Genomic DNA, 14,189 nt, shown 5'->3' with positions numbered 1-14,189 from the left:
GATCCCGCATGCTCCAGGCCGCAAACGGCCGTGCACGCACTATCCTGTGTCGATGACCGATTCGCCTGCCGCTGCGTCCGCTTCCCCTCCGTCCGTCGCCTCGCCGCGCATCGCGCTGGTGTTCGGCGGCAGCGGCCAGATCGGCGAGCGCCTGCTGCACCGCTTGCTGGCCGACGGCTGGGAGGTGCATGCCTACTCCCGTCAGACGCGCGCGCCGCAATCCGGCCTGCACTGGCATGCCGGTGAACTCAGCGCGCTGCAGGCGCCGCCGGTGGCGGCCGACGTGGTGTTCAGTTGCGGTCCGCTGGACGCCTTCGCCGACTGGTACCGGCGCGCGCCGGTCGCCGCGGCGCGCGTGGTCGCGTTCGGCTCCACCAGCCTGGAGGTCAAGCGCGACTCGCTGGATCCGGCCGAGCGCGACGTCGCCCGGCGCCTGCGCGAAGCCGAGGCCATCGTGTTCGCGGTCGCGGCCGAGCGCGGCGCGGCGGCGACGGTGCTGCGGCCGACCCTGGTCTACGGCGCCGGCCGCGACCGCACCCTCAGCGCGATCGCGGCACTGGCGCGGCGCACCGGCTGGTTCGTGCTGCCGCGCAGCGCCAGCGGCCTGCGCCAGCCGGTGCACGTGCAGGACCTGGCCGACGCGGCGCTGGCGGTGCTGGCGCATCCGGCCACGCACGGGCGCAGCTACGCCCTCGGTGGCGGCGAGACGCTCCCCTATCGCGAGATGGTGCGGCGGGTCTTGGCCGTACTGCGTCCGCCAGCGCGGTTGCTGACGCTGCCGCATACGCTGTTCGCGTCGACGCTGGCGCTGGCCCACGCCTGCGGCCGCCTGCAGGGCATGAACCGCGCCGCGCTGCAGCGCATGCGCGAGGATCTGGCATTCGATCTGCAACCGGCGCGGCAGGATTTCGGCTACGCACCGTGCGCCTTCGCGCCGGATGCGGCGATGTTGGGCCTGGACCTTGGGGACACGGCGAAGCAGGGCTGACGCCGCGTCGCGCGCACGCGTCAGCTGGGTGCGGACGGCGCGCAGGCGCCGCGGCGAACGAGGGGAGGGAGGTCCGGGCAGCGTCCGCGCGTACCCGGCGGCTGTGCTGCGGTGTGGGGCGGTCGCGCTCAGTAGCGCCAGTGCATGCGCCGGTACAGCTTGGCCAGCACCCAGGCCGGGCCGATCAGCAGATAGGTCAGGTCGGTGAGGAAGCTGGGTCGGTGGCCTTCCAGTGCGTGCCCGATGAACTGCGCGATCCAGGCCACCACGAACACGCCGATCGCCAGCCACAGCAGCCCCTGCAGGCCCAGGTGCGCTTCCAGCAGCCGGCACAGGCAGCCGCAGAAGAAGAACGCTGCCAGCATGCCGTAGCCCAGCGGACGCGACAGGCGGTTGTAGTACATCCACGCCGCAAACATGCCCAGCGCCGCCCACAGCCCGCTCTGGAACCAGGTGCCGCCGACCGGGATGCACCACAGCAGCGCCACCACCGACCACAGGATCGCCGGCACCGCGACCAGGTGGATGCGCTGGTTGGCGGCATTGCGGTGATCGTCGGAATAGCTGGCGAAATAGCGGTCGATCGGGCGCGCGTAGGCGGTGGTATCCATCTTCCCTCCCAGGAACCGGCCCAGCATAGCGCCATCGTCGGTGCGATGCGGAGACACCGGGCCGTGCATCCGGCGACGCGGGCAGCCGTTGCCAGCAGCACGGACGCCTTGCCCGTTTGCTGGTCGCGCCCGACACCGTCCATGTCCTCGCCCAGCGCAGCACGCATGCAGCCGTCCCCAGCGGAGCGACCTTCGGGGTCCCAAAACTTCGGGCAATGTCCTGTGGGAGCGGCGTCAACCGCGACGGGCTTTACCGGGGACGCCCCGTCGCTTTCACAAGGCAACTTGCATCTGGTTCGATCGTGCCGGATGCAGGGGATGAGAGGTGCTTTTTTCGTTTCGACGAACGGCGTCCTAGAGGCGTCGGGCGCCGCCTGAGCGGTCGTCGCAGGCAAGCGGTGGAGTCGCCGAGCAGGGGCGATCGCGCTGTCGGCACGACCGCCCCGCCACGGCCTGGCGGCTCAGGCGCGCGCCATGCTCCTGTTCGTCTCCTGCTGCTGTTCGCGCTGCACCGACTCCTGCTGCTGTGCGGACTGGCGGGCCAACTGCGCGCTGGTCTGCTCCAGCGGCGGTGCCGGCTGCTGCAGGTCCACCACCGCACGGAAGCCCGGCGTGGTCCCGGCGACGAAGGCCTTGTCGTTGGCGACATTGACCTCCTTCAGCTTGTCGGGGCTATCGATCCCGGCCTGCTTGGCCTGCAGGGTGAGGTTGGCTACTGCTTCGTTCGACAGCTTGGCGTGCGGCGGATTGGCCTTCTCCGCACCGCGATCGGCTTCCGTGCGCATCTTGTCGTACAGCGGCGTATCCGGATGCCCCGGCTCGCCGAGCTGCGGACCGTTCGCCGGCTTGGCCTGCGCAGGCTCGGCGGCCGCCAGCCCGGCCCGGGTATCGCGGCCGACGATGCCGTCCTGGGTGAGGCCGCGCTGTTTCTGGAAGGCAAGGACCGCCTCGCGGGTATGCTCGCCGAAGCGTCCATCCTCGGCCAACGCCTTACCCTGTGCGTCGCGTACGCCGATGCGGTTGAGCTGGCGCTGCAACGCTTCCACGTCATTGCCGCGCTCGCCCTGCTTGAGCAGGCCATCGGCCATGGCCGCACTCTTGGCGCCGTGTGCTTCTGCAGGTGCGGCGGATGCCTGCCGTGCAGGAACCTCGCCATTGCCATGCAGTGGAGCGCGAACCTGGAATTCCGGCTTGGGGGTCAACGCGCCGACGATACGGGTACTGCCTCCATCCCAGTAGCCGCCTGGGCGAATCGTGACCTCCGCCGGCCCGGTGCTGCCCTGCGAGCCGATGAACTGGATGTTTCCGGCCTTGTCGTACCCCTTGAAGATGCCGATGTGTTGTCCGTTTGGCGAAGGGAACAGCAGCAGATCGCCCTGGTGCAACGAGCCATTGGGTTTGCGCGCCTCCGCCGCGGAGGTGACATCGAAATGCTCGCGCGCATACGGCGTGACCTGCGAGCCATTGAAAAGCTTGGCGGTCGTGAATCCTGCGGCGTTCTCGCCCGGTACGTCGTAGCCAGCGTTCTTGAGCCCGCGCCAGACGAAGGCCGAACAGTCCACGCCAAGGCGACCGTCGCCATCGCCATCACGCTCAAGGCGGCTGCTGTCGCGCCCCGGCCTGGGGTGGTCCGGACGACCGTACTCGTAGCGCCGGCCCTCGTTGAAGAAGTGCTGGTACGCTTCGTTGTAGACCGCCGCGCTAGGGGTGCTGGACGCGGCTGGGGCGGGGTTCGACGCAACTGGCGTAGTTTGGGACTGCGGTTGCGTGGTGGTTTGTGCCGCGGTCCGAGCGGGCGTCTGTACCGTGACGTCGCCCGCCCGCCAGCCTTCGAAGCGCCTGATGCCGTCGGCCAGCGCCTCGCGTTCGCGCTCGCTCATCTGCGCGACCGTTTTATTGCGCAGGTCCACGCCTTGACGGTCGCCCTCCGCGAAGATGGTGGCGGCCTGTTCGCGATGATGCGTGGTGCCGCTGTAATCGGCCTTCGAGTAGCGCGGCAGCATCTGTTCGACGGTGTCGTTGCCGAAGCGGCGCTCCAGCAGCTGGATCTTGGCAGCACGGCCCGCCTCATAGCTTTCGAAAACGGCGTTGCCCCATTGGTCCAGACCAACGACACCGCGATATCGATCCTGCGCCGACTGCAATGCCTCTTCGCGTGTACGCGGGTTGTTCACCGTTTTGTCTGCGCTGCCGGCGAACTCGAACTTGAGGTTTCCGGGATTGTTGTTGCGCCACGACACCGATCCGCCTGATCGGCTAACGGTACTTCCATCGTCCATCTCTACTGTGCGCGTTGTGCCGACGCTGCTGACGAGTCGAGTGATCTTGGGGTCCGACATACCTTGCTCTCCTTGCGATTGGACAAGCACGCGTGCTTGTGGAAACGGTTGCTACATTCCGTCTGAAAACACATCCAGCGCACTGGCGCTGACCCAGCCTTGCGCGCAGTTTCCGGCATAGCGACCTGGCGCAGCGACATGGCAGGCGTCGCCATTTGCGGGGGAGGTCCACTGGATTGGACGGTCCCCATACTGCTTGCATAGCGCATTGCCCTTGCACTTCGCCACGCTGTCGGCAGGAATCGCGACGACGTAGTAATACATGGGGTTTTGGCCGGCGCGGGCGATGCCCTGAACGCAGACGAGTTGGCCTTGCGAGAGGGTGGCGCGCGGTGTGGCATGGCTTCCCGTGGTCGGCACGACATTCAGCGCAGACGCGCCCTTGGCGTCCGCAACGCCCGCGAAGAATCCCTGCGCGCCACAGTCTGCGGTCAGCTCGACGTCGTAGTAGTCGCCCGCGTCCAGATTGCCCGCTGTACAGTTCCGTGCCGTTTTGCCGTCTTCGCACTGCACGCCGCTCGACTGCAGCAGTTGCTGCACTGCATCGTTAGATGTGGCGCCTGCAGGTGGGGGTGTAGCCGGAGGTGCTTGCTTGGCAGGCGCGGGGTCGGCTGCAGCCACGGCGGCAGGGGCGGCGGACTGGCCATTGCTGCACGCGCTCAGCGCAAGGAGCAACACGGAAACGGCGGGCCACACAACGCGATTGCCAAGGCCGCGGGAAGGACGGGACGAGCGCATTTTTACCTCAGGTGTGAGCAGGATTGCGGAAATGTAGCGTGGGCGGGATACAGCCTGGTGAAGGAACACAGGGCTGAGGGAGTGCCCGCGCCATGTGGCCAGAGCGCGCTGGTTACAGCGTCTGATCGTCCACTTTCACAAGCGTCCAGCACGGTTTCTGCGCGAACTGGTAGACCTGCTGGTCGCCGGTATCGGGCATGCGCACCATGACCTGCCTGCCCTGGGCGTTCTGCGTCACCACGACCTCGCGCCCACCCTTGCGGGCCGCGTCCAGGTTCGGGATCACCGGCCATTCGACTTCGGCCAGCGGCACGTTGCGGGTGACCGGTGCCGGCTCCGGCTGCGCGTCCGGATCGATATGGATCATCATCAACGGGTCGGCGGTGGCCTTTTCCTGGACCGCGATGTCGGCGCTGAAGCGCTTGAGGAAGGCATCGAAATCGGCGTCCTGGCAGCGCGGCGTGGCTGCGGCTGCGGGGCGCAGTGGAGCCGTTGGCGTCGTCGCAGCAGGATCGGACCCGGCAGAGTGCGCCTTGCACGCGACCAGGCCGGCTGCCAGGGCCAGTAAGGTCAGAATGGGGCGTTCAGTAGCCAACGGATCCTCCTGATCAGGTCGGACGCACGAGCGCTCGCGCGGATGACCGAGTCTAGTTGGCCAGGATTATCAGCTGGTGAAGCAACAGGCAGAGCGGCGCGTGACCGCAAGGTGGCCGCCTTCCGCGACCACCCGCATGCGCCGGCACACCGGCGCATGGCAGCACCGCGCTCAGTCGACCGAAATCCCCGCCAGCCGCTGCAGCGCCTCGGCGTACTTGGCGCGGGTGCGGTCGATCACGTCCTGCGGCAGGCGCGGGCCGGGCGCAGTCTTGCCCCAGTCCAGCGTCTCCAGGTAGTCGCGCACGAACTGCTTGTCGTAGCTCGGCGGGCTGGTCCCGACTTCGTACTCGTCGGCCGGCCAGTAGCGCGAGGAATCCGGGGTCAGCATCTCGTCCATGATGTACAGCCGGCCGTCGGCGTCGGTGCCGAACTCGAACTTGGTGTCGGCCAGCAGGATGCCGCGCTCGGCGGCGAAGTCGGCGGCGAAGCGGTAGATGCGCAGGGTGGCGTCGCGCACGCGCTCGGCCAGTTCGGCGCCCACGGTCTTGACCATGGCGTCGAAGTCGATGTTCTCGTCGTGGTCGCCGACCGCCGCCTTGGTCGAGGGGGTGAAGATCGGTTCGGCCAGCTTCTCGGCCTGGCGCAGGCCGTCGGGCAGTTCGATGCCGCTGACCTTGCCGGTGCGCTGGTAGTCCTTCCAGCCGCTGCCGATCAGGTAGCCGCGGGCGATGGCTTCCACCGGCACCGGCTTGAGCTTGCGGGTCACCACCGCGCGCTTGGCGTACAGGGCCTTGTCCACGCCCTCGGGCAGCACCGCGGCCACGTCGATGCCGGTGAGGTGGTTGGGCATCAGGTGGTCGGTCTTCTTGAACCAGAAGTTGGAGACCTGGCACAGCATCTCGCCCTTGCCGGGGATCGGGTCGGGCAGCACCACGTCGAAGGCGGACAGGCGGTCGGTGGCGACCATCAGCAGGTAGTCGCCGGGCGGCGCGTCGGCCGGCAGGCGCTCGCGGGGAATATCGAACACGTCGCGGACTTTGCCGCGGTGGCGCAAGGGCAGGCCGGGCAGATCGGATTGCAACAGCGTGGTGGACACAGGCACTCCTACGGACTTCGCAATGGCGACCGTCCCGGGACCCGGCGGGCCCGCGGCGGACGGCGGGCCGCGTAGTGTACGGCCGGAATGCCCCGCTGTGCCGTAAAATGGCCGGCCCTGACGCCGCGCCCGCCCTCGCCCATGCCCTGGTACGGAAAACTGCTCGGCGCCATCGCCGGGGCCCTGCTGCTGCGGCCCACGCCGGTGCTGGGCGCGTTGATCGGGCTGCTGATCGGGCATGCCTTCGACGCTGACTGGTTCAAGCTGTCCCAGCGCGAGGATCCCTATCGGGAACTGGGCCTGACCCGCGACGCCACCGACGCCGAGATCGAACTGGCCTATCGCCGGCTGATGTCCCAGTACCACCCCGACAAGGTCGCCAGCGCCAGCCCCGAGCTGCGCGCTCGCGCCGAGAAGAAGGCCAGCCAGCTCAACACCGCCTACGACCGTATCCGCACCCTGCGCAAGCGCTGAGATCCCACCATGTCCGACTGCATCATCTCCCCGTCCATCCTGTCCGCCGATTTCGCCCGCCTCGGCGAGGAAGTGGATGCCGTGCTGCGCGCCGGCGCCGACTGGATCCACTTCGACGTGATGGACAACCATTACGTGCCGAACCTGACCATCGGCCCGATGGTCTGCCAGGCGCTGCGCAAGCACGGTGTCACCGCGCCGATCGACGTGCACCTGATGGTCGAGCCGGTGGACCGGCTGATCCCGGATTTCGCCGAGGCCGGTGCCAGCATCATCAGCTTCCACCCCGAGGCCAGCCGCCACGTGCACCGCAGCATCCAGCTGATCAAGTCGCACGGCTGCAAGGCCGGCCTGGTGCTCAACCCGGCCACGCCGGTGGACATCCTGGACTGGGTGCTGGACGACCTGGACCTGGTGCTGGTGATGTCGGTCAACCCGGGTTTCGGCGGCCAGGCCTTCATTCCCTCGGCGCTGGACAAGCTGCGCGCGATCCGCGCCCGCATCGATGCCAGCGGCAAGCCGATCCGGCTGGAGATCGACGGTGGGGTCAAGCCGGACAACATCGCCGCGATCGCCGCCGCCGGCGCCGACACCTTCGTCGCCGGCTCGGCCATCTTCAATGCGCCGGACTACGCCGCGGTGATCGCGCAGATGCGCGCCGCGGTGGCGGCGCGCTGAGGTGGCGGCCCTGCACATCCGCCCGGCGGTGGCCGACGACGCGGCGCTGATCCTGCGCCTGATCCGCGACCTGGCGCGCTACGAGCGCGCCGAGGACGCGGTGCAGACCGACGAGGCCGGCCTGCGCGCCAGCCTGTTCGGCGCCGACGTCCGCGCGCAGGCGCTGATCTGCGAGGCCGATGGCCAGCCGATCGGCTACGCGGTGTACTTCTACAACTACTCCACCTGGCTCGGCCGCAACGGCCTGTACCTGGAAGACCTGTACGTGGACCCGGCGCACCGCGGCGTGGGCGCCGGCAAGGCGCTGCTGCAGCATCTGGCGCGGCAGGCGGTGGCCGAGGGCTGCGGCCGCTTCGAATGGTCGGTGCTGGACTGGAACCAGCCGGCGATCGACTTCTACGAAGCGGTTGGCGCCCGCGCGCAGGACGAGTGGACCGTGTACCGGCTGCAGGGCGAGGCGCTGGCCAGATTCGCGGCCGGCTGAGCGGCGCCGGGCCGCCAAAGAAAAGAACCGCACCGTCGCCGGTGCGGCCCCTGGGAGAGAAATCGGAGGCTGATCCTGCCTCCATCCGTCTTCCTTGCTATGGCCTTCCATGTTCCGGACGCTCGGTGACGTGCGTATGACAACGTGCGCGCCTGGATTCACGCATCGCGCATGCCGTGCCCGTTAGCGTGGGCGCCTCACCCCGGGAAGGTCCGCATGGCTGCAGCGCACTGGCGTCTGATCCTCAACGGCAAGTCGGCCGGCGACGAGGCGTTGCGCGAGGCGGTCATGGCCATGCGTACCCGCGGCGTGGCGCTGCAGGTGCGGGTGACCTGGGAGCAGGGCGATGCCGAACGTTACGTGGCCGAGGCGGTGGCCGATGGCGCGGCCTGCATCGTCGCCGCCGGCGGCGACGGCACCCTGAGCGAGGTCGCCACGACGTTGGCGCATCGCCAGGAATCGGCCGCCGAGCTGCCGGCCTTGGGCCTGGTCGCGCTGGGCACGGCCAACGATTTCGCCACCGCGACCGGCATTCCGCTGCCGCCGCTGGAGGCGCTGGAACTGATCGCACGTACCCCGGCGCTGCCGATCGACCTGCTGCGCATCGAGGCCGAGCACGGCCCGCACTGGTGCGCCAACGTCGCCAGCGGCGGCTTCGGCACCCAGGTCACGGTGGAGACCGACGAAGGCCTGAAGAAGATGCTGGGCGGGCTGGCCTACCTGGTCACCGGCATGAGCCGGCTGGGCCGGATCGATCCGATCCGGGCGCGTTTCGCGGGGCCGGACTTTTCCTGGGAAGGCGATTTCATCGCGCTCGGCCTGGGCAACGGCCGCCAGGCCGGCGGCGGCCAGGTCCTGTGCCCGGACGCATTGCTCGACGACGGCCTGCTCGATCTGACCCTGGTGCCGGAACTGACCGGCGAGGTCGCCGCGACCCTGGGCACCCTGGTCACCTCCGGCAAGCAGGCGGCGCTGGAGCGGGTGGCGGTGCGCGCGCGCCTGCCGTGGCTGCAGATCGAGGCGGCGCAGCCGCTGACCCTGAACCTGGACGGCGAGCCGGAAACCTCGCGCCACTTCCGCATCGATTGCGTGCCAGGGCGCCTGCGCATGCACCTGCCGCCGGAGTCGCCGTTGCTGCAGCCGCGCAGGCGTTAGCGGCCCCGCATTCGTCTGCTCGCGTGCTGCCAGCGTATTGCTCTCGTAGGAGCGGCTTCAGCCGCGACGGGCATTCCCGGTAACGCCCGTCGCGGCTGAAGCCGCTCCTACGGAGATGTACCCAGGCAATCAACCCCTGTGGGAGGGACTTCAGCCCCGACGCGACATCCTCGCCGAGCGCCTGCGCATCGCGATCGATCGGTCGCGTCTGCAACCGTTGCCAGTCGCCGCAGTTGCGGTAAAGTAGCCGCCGTGTCCAGCCTGACGACCCCGCTTTCCTTCACTTCCGCTCGCCGTGCGTGGCGATGGTGGCCTGCAGCCGTCGTCCGCCCTGTCACCGAGTCCCGGAAGGAAAGCCGTCTTGATTACCCGCGAGCAGTTCCAGCGCTACGCCGCTGAAGGTCACACCCGCATCCCCGTCGTCCGCGAAGTGCTGTCCGACCTGGACACGCCGCTGTCGGTCTATCTCAAGCTCGCCGACGCCCCGCACACCTACCTGTTCGAATCGGTCGAAGGCGGCGAACGCTTCGGGCGCTACTCGATCATCGGCCTGCCGGTGCGCCGCGTGTACACCTTCCGCGGGCACACGCTCGAGGTGCGCGACCATGGCGAACTGATCGAGCACCGCGAGGTCGCCGATCCCTTCGCCGAGGTCGAGGCGCTGCGTGCGCAGCATGTGGTGCCCAAGCTGGCCGGCGTGCCCGGCTTCACCGGCGGCCTGGTCGGCTGGTTCGGCTTCGAATGCATCGGCTACATCGAGCCGCGCCTGGCCGGCGCCGTCGCACGCGACGAGCTGGACACCCCGGACATCCTGCTGATGCTGTCCGAGGAAGTGGCGGTCTTCGACAACCTCAAGGGCCGCCTGTACCTGATCGTGCATGCCGACCCGACCGAGGTCGATGCCTGGGAACGCGCGCAGGCGCGCCTGGATGCGCTCACCACCACGCTGCGCCAGCCCGGTGCCGGCTACCCCGCGCCGCTGGCGCGCGACGTGCTGGACGAAAGCGACTTCGTCTCCGGCTTCACCCGCGAGGGTTTCATCGCCGCGGTGGAGAAATCCAAGGACTACATCCGCGCCGGCGACATCTTCCAGGTGGTGCTGAGCCAGCGCCTGAGCGTGCCGTTCACCGCGCGCCCGGTGGACGTGTATCGCGCGCTGCGCGCGCTGAATCCGTCGCCGTACATGTATTTCCTCGACGTCGGCGACACCCAGGTGGTCGGCTCCTCGCCGGAGATCCTGGTGCGGCTGGAGAACGGCCAGGTCACCGTGCGCCCGATCGCCGGCACCCGCCCGCGCGGCAAGACGCCGGAAGAGGACCAGGCGCTGGAAGCGGAGCTGCTGGCTGATCCGAAGGAGCGCGCCGAGCACCTGATGCTGATCGACCTGGGCCGCAACGACGCCGGCCGCGTCTCGCAGGCCGGTAGCGTCGCGGTCGGCGAGCGCTTCGTGATCGAACGCTACAGCCACGTCATGCACATCGTCAGCGAAGTCACCGGCACCCTGCTGCCCGGGCTCAGCTACGCCGACGTGCTGCGCGCCACCTTCCCGGCCGGTACCGTCAGCGGCGCGCCGAAGATCCGCGCGCTGGAAGTGATCCGCGAGCTGGAGCCGATCAAGCGCAACGTCTATGCCGGCAGCATCGGCTACCTCGGCTGGCACGGCGACGCCGACACCGCCATCGCCATCCGCACCGCGGTGATCAAGCACGGCCGCCTGCACGTGCAGGCCGGCGCCGGCATCGTCTACGACTCCGACCCGCAGGCCGAATGGGACGAGACGATGAACAAGGGCCGCGCGCTGTTCCGCGCGGTCGCCGAAGCGGCGAAGGGGCTGTGAGCGCCGCCGCGTCGCCGCGGATCGGCTTCCGCAACGACTACAGCGAAGGCGCGCATCCACGCCTGCTCGCCGCCCTGGCCGCGGCCAGCGTCGAGCAGAACGCCGGCTACGGCCTGGATCGGCACAGCGCGCGCGCCGCGCAACTGATCCGCGCCGAGATCGGCTGCGCCGACGCCGACGTGCACCTGCTGGTCGGCGGCACCCAGGCCAACCTCACCGCCATCGCCGCGTTCCTGCGCCCGCACCAGGCGGTGATCGCCGCGGTCTGCGGCCACATCGCCACCCACGAGACCGGTGCGATCGAAGCCACCGGGCACAAGGTGCTCACCGTGGACGCGGCCGACGGCCGGCTCACGCCGGAGCGGATCGCGCCGCTGCTCGCCGAGCACGGTAACGAGCACATGGTGCAGCCGCGTCTGGTCTACGTGTCCAACACCACCGAAGTCGGCACCCTGTACCGCAGGCACGAACTGCAGGCACTGCGCGCGTTCTGCGACGCACACGGCCTGCTGCTGTTCCTGGACGGTGCGCGCATCGGCAGCGCGCTCACCGCCGAGGGCAACGACCTGACGCTGGCCGACGTCGCCGCGCTGACCGATGCGTTCTACATCGGCGGCACCAAGAACGGCGCTTTGCTCGGCGAGGCGCTGGTGATCCTCGATTCGGCCCTTAAAGCGGATTTCCGCTACCTGCTCAAGCAGCGCGGCGCGCTGCTGGCCAAGGGCATGGTGCTGGGTACGCAGTTCGCCGCACTGTTCGAGGACGGGTTGTTCTATCAGCTAGCCGCGCACGCCAACCGCATGGCCGCGCGGCTGCGCGCCGGGCTGGCCGCGGCAGGCGCGCAGTTCGCCTCGGACTCGCCGACCAACCAGCTGTTCGTGATCCTGCCCGCCGCCGCGTTCGAGGCCCTGGCGCAGCGCTACGACTTCGAGCGCTGGCAACTGCTGGACGACGGCCGCTGGGTGATCCGCTTCGTCACCTCGTGGGCCACGCAGGACGCGGCGGTCGATGCGTTGATCGCGGATTTCGCGACGCTGATCCAGTCCGGCGCGCCGCGTGCGGCCGGCTGATTTTCCACCAAGGAGAGGACGATGAAACTCAGCAAGATCGGTCCATGGGTTCTTGCCGCCGTGCTGGCGCTGCCGGCGTGCGCTAGCGCACAGGTCAACAGCCTGCCGTCGCAGTCGCATTTGTTGGTGAAGGGCGAAGCCAAGCGCGAAGTGGTGCCGGATCGCTTCGGTCTAACCATCACCCTCAGCGCCGTGGACGCCGACCCAGGTGCGGCGCGCAAGCGCGTGCAGGCAAATGCCGAAAAGGTGCTGGCCGCGTTCGCACAGCGCCACGCGCTGGCCGGCAGCGTACAGGCCACGACGCTGTCGATCGCGCCCGAGCGTCGCTACCAAGGAGACAAGCAACTGTTCGAAGGCACTCGCGTGCAGCGCACACTGTCGGCCGAGTTCGCCGCGTTGGACGATGTGCGCGCCTTGCTGGGCGCGTTGGCTACCAGCGAGGACGTGCAGGTGTCGGGAATCGCGCCACGCTACAGCGGCGAAGCCGCGCTGCGCGCCGAGCTCAAGCGCCAGGCGGCCGAGCAGACTCGCAGCTCCGCACAGTCCCTGGCCAAGGCCTACGGCGTGCGCCTGGGCGGTCTGTACACCATCTCCGAGGTGGCGCCGAACTTCGCCTACGGCATCCAGGCCGGGCAGTGGCCGTCCGAGTCGGTCGCGGTGCAGTTGGTGAGTGCGCCACCGGCGCCGGCAGCTGACCTCTCCACAGCGCGTGCGGCCGATGGCATGGCCGAATCCCTCGAAGCCGGCACCCTCACCCTTTCCGAAAACGTCTATGCGGTCTTCCTGATCGCGCAATGAGTCCTTCGCCATGCTGCTGATGCTGGACAACTACGACAGCTTTACCTACAACCTCGTGCAGTACCTGCAGGCGCTGGGCGCCGAGGTCAAGGTGGTGCGCAACGACGCGCTCAGCGTTGACGAGATCGAGCGCCTGGCGCCCGAGCGCATCGTCATCTCGCCGGGGCCGTGTACGCCGAACGAGGCGGGGGTGTCGCTGCCGCTGATCGAGCGACTGGGCCAGCGCATCCCGATCCTGGGCGTGTGCCTGGGCCACCAGAGCATCGGCCAGGTCTATGGCGGGCAGGTGGTGCGTGCCGGCACCATCATGCATGGCAAGACCTCGCGCATCCGCCACGAAGGCCGCGGCGTGTTCGCCGGCCTGCCGGACCGCTACGAGGCCACCCGCTACCACTCGCTGGTGGTGGAGAAGACCACGCTGCCCGATTGCCTGGAGGTGACGGCCTGGACCGAACACGACGACGGCACGGTGGAGGAGATCATGGGCCTGCGCCATCGCCAGTTCCCGGTCGAGGGCGTGCAGTTCCATCCCGAGTCCATCCTCACCGAGCACGGCCACGCCTTGCTCAAGAACTTCCTGGAGCGCTGAGCGCGCTGCGCCGACGCCGCGCGCCTTCCGTCATTGCCGGACCCTGCCGATGCACGATCGCACCGACGCCTTCCATTTCTACGAACCGGCCAATGGCCACGGGCTACCGCACGATCCGTTCAACGCCATCGTCGGGCCGCGGCCGATCGGCTGGATCGGCTCGCGCGGTGCCGATGGCGTCGCCAACCTGGCGCCCTACAGCTTCTTCAACGCCTTCAACTACGTCCCGCCGATCGTCGGCTTCGCCAGCATCGGCTGGAAGGACAGCGTGCGCAACATCGAGGCCACGGGCGAGTTCACCTGGAACCTGGCCACGCGGCCGCTGGCCGAGGCGATGAACGCCAGTTCCGCCGCGGTGGCGCCGGAGGTCGACGAGTTCGCCCTGGCCGGCCTCGTTGCCGCGCCCTCGCGCCTGATCGCCGCGCCACGGGTCGCCGCCAGCCCGGTGAGCTTCGAATGCCGGCTCAGCCAGCTGCTGCCGCTGCAGAGCGCGCGCGGCGAGCCGATCCAGACCTGGCTGGTGCTGGGCGAAGTGATCGGCGTGCACATCGCCGAGCACGCGCTGCAGGACGGGATCTACGACCCGGCAGCGGTCGCCACCCTGCTGCGCGCCGGCGGCCCGGCCGACTACTTCGAGGTGCTGGCGCAAGGGCGCCTGCGCATGCCGCGGCCGACGCAGGCGCGCTAAGCGCATCCGGCGCGGCGCCTCCCACTTCCAGCCCTACGAGCAGATCC

15 protein-coding genes are annotated in these 14,189 nt (G+C 69.1%); 10 read left to right on the top strand and 5 right to left on the bottom strand.

The features are described from left to right. Positions 1 to 52 precede the first annotated feature (52 nt). Positions 53 to 988: an NAD-dependent epimerase/dehydratase family protein gene (locus GGR66_RS18350; RefSeq protein ID WP_184449656.1), complete on the top strand. Its 936-nt coding sequence runs from the start codon at positions 53 to 55 to the stop codon at positions 986 to 988. 128 nt (positions 989 to 1,116) lie between these two features. On the opposite strand, the gene GGR66_RS18345 is transcribed toward GGR66_RS18350, so the two are convergent. The 5 genes from GGR66_RS18345 to GGR66_RS18325 all read right to left on the bottom strand — a co-directional run bounded on the left by GGR66_RS18345 (position 1,117) and on the right by GGR66_RS18325 (position 6,369). Continuing rightward, on the bottom strand, positions 1,117 to 1,599 hold the full coding sequence (locus tag GGR66_RS18345) for an Mpo1-like protein (RefSeq protein WP_184449654.1): 483 nt from the start codon (positions 1,597 to 1,599) through the stop codon (positions 1,117 to 1,119). A gap of 461 nt (positions 1,600 to 2,060) precedes the next feature. Then, positions 2,061 to 3,938, bottom strand: a complete 1,878-nt coding sequence (locus tag GGR66_RS18340; RefSeq protein WP_184449652.1) for a peptidoglycan-binding protein — start codon at positions 3,936 to 3,938, stop codon at positions 2,061 to 2,063. A 51-nt stretch (positions 3,939 to 3,989) separates the two neighbouring features. Then, positions 3,990 to 4,478, bottom strand: coding sequence for a hypothetical protein (locus GGR66_RS18335; RefSeq protein ID WP_184449649.1), 489 nt, complete (start codon positions 4,476 to 4,478; stop codon positions 3,990 to 3,992). Positions 4,479 to 4,788: 310 nt separating this feature from the next. Next, on the bottom strand, positions 4,789 to 5,271 hold the full coding sequence (locus GGR66_RS18330) for a hypothetical protein (RefSeq protein ID WP_255421774.1): 483 nt from the start codon (positions 5,269 to 5,271) through the stop codon (positions 4,789 to 4,791). Between the two features lie 171 nt (positions 5,272 to 5,442). Further along, a complete protein-coding gene (locus tag GGR66_RS18325) occupies positions 5,443 to 6,369 on the bottom strand; it encodes a phosphoribosylaminoimidazolesuccinocarboxamide synthase (RefSeq protein WP_184449647.1) in 927 nt (308 codons plus the stop codon). A gap of 141 nt (positions 6,370 to 6,510) precedes the next feature. On the opposite strand from GGR66_RS18325, the gene GGR66_RS18320 reads away from it, so the two are divergent. From GGR66_RS18320 to GGR66_RS18280, 9 genes are all read left to right on the top strand, one after another. Further along, positions 6,511 to 6,843, top strand: a complete 333-nt coding sequence (locus GGR66_RS18320; protein WP_010341396.1) for a DnaJ domain-containing protein — start codon at positions 6,511 to 6,513, stop codon at positions 6,841 to 6,843. A 9-nt stretch (positions 6,844 to 6,852) separates the two neighbouring features. After that, entirely contained in the window at positions 6,853 to 7,521 is a 669-nt protein-coding gene (gene rpe, locus GGR66_RS18315; RefSeq protein WP_184449645.1) for a ribulose-phosphate 3-epimerase, read from the top strand. Position 7,522: 1 nt separating this feature from the next. Continuing rightward, a complete protein-coding gene (locus GGR66_RS18310; protein ID WP_184449643.1) occupies positions 7,523 to 8,005 on the top strand; it encodes a GNAT family N-acetyltransferase in 483 nt (160 codons plus the stop codon). A gap of 216 nt (positions 8,006 to 8,221) precedes the next feature. After that, entirely contained in the window at positions 8,222 to 9,160 is a 939-nt protein-coding gene (gene yegS / locus GGR66_RS18305; RefSeq protein ID WP_184449641.1) for a lipid kinase YegS, read from the top strand. Positions 9,161 to 9,521: 361 nt separating this feature from the next. Next, entirely contained in the window at positions 9,522 to 10,997 is a 1,476-nt protein-coding gene (gene trpE / locus GGR66_RS18300) for an anthranilate synthase component I (RefSeq protein ID WP_184449640.1), read from the top strand. Further along, positions 10,928 to 12,067 carry an aminotransferase class I/II-fold pyridoxal phosphate-dependent enzyme gene (locus GGR66_RS18295; protein WP_221236501.1) on the top strand — a complete coding sequence of 380 codons (1,140 nt, stop codon included), beginning with the start codon at positions 10,928 to 10,930 and terminating at the stop codon, positions 12,065 to 12,067. Before trpE ends, GGR66_RS18295 begins: the two co-directional genes overlap by 70 nt. Positions 12,068 to 12,088: 21 nt before the next feature. Beyond that, the gene (locus tag GGR66_RS18290; protein ID WP_184449636.1) at positions 12,089 to 12,865 is read left to right on the top strand and encodes an SIMPL domain-containing protein; all 777 of its coding nucleotides are present in this window, start codon (positions 12,089 to 12,091) and stop codon (positions 12,863 to 12,865) included. 10 nt (positions 12,866 to 12,875) lie between these two features. Continuing rightward, positions 12,876 to 13,454, top strand: coding sequence for an aminodeoxychorismate/anthranilate synthase component II (locus tag GGR66_RS18285; protein WP_184449634.1), 579 nt, complete (start codon positions 12,876 to 12,878; stop codon positions 13,452 to 13,454). Between the two features lie 49 nt (positions 13,455 to 13,503). Beyond that, the gene (locus tag GGR66_RS18280; protein ID WP_184449632.1) at positions 13,504 to 14,142 is read left to right on the top strand and encodes a flavin reductase family protein; all 639 of its coding nucleotides are present in this window, start codon (positions 13,504 to 13,506) and stop codon (positions 14,140 to 14,142) included. Positions 14,143 to 14,189 lie beyond the last annotated feature (47 nt).

This window comes from Xanthomonas sp. 3498, assembly GCF_014199795.1.
Classification (GTDB): domain Bacteria; phylum Pseudomonadota; class Gammaproteobacteria; order Xanthomonadales; family Xanthomonadaceae; genus Xanthomonas_A; species Xanthomonas_A rydalmerensis.
The sequence above is the reverse complement of the archived record's forward strand: the minus strand, read 5'-3'. Positions and strand labels throughout refer to the sequence as shown.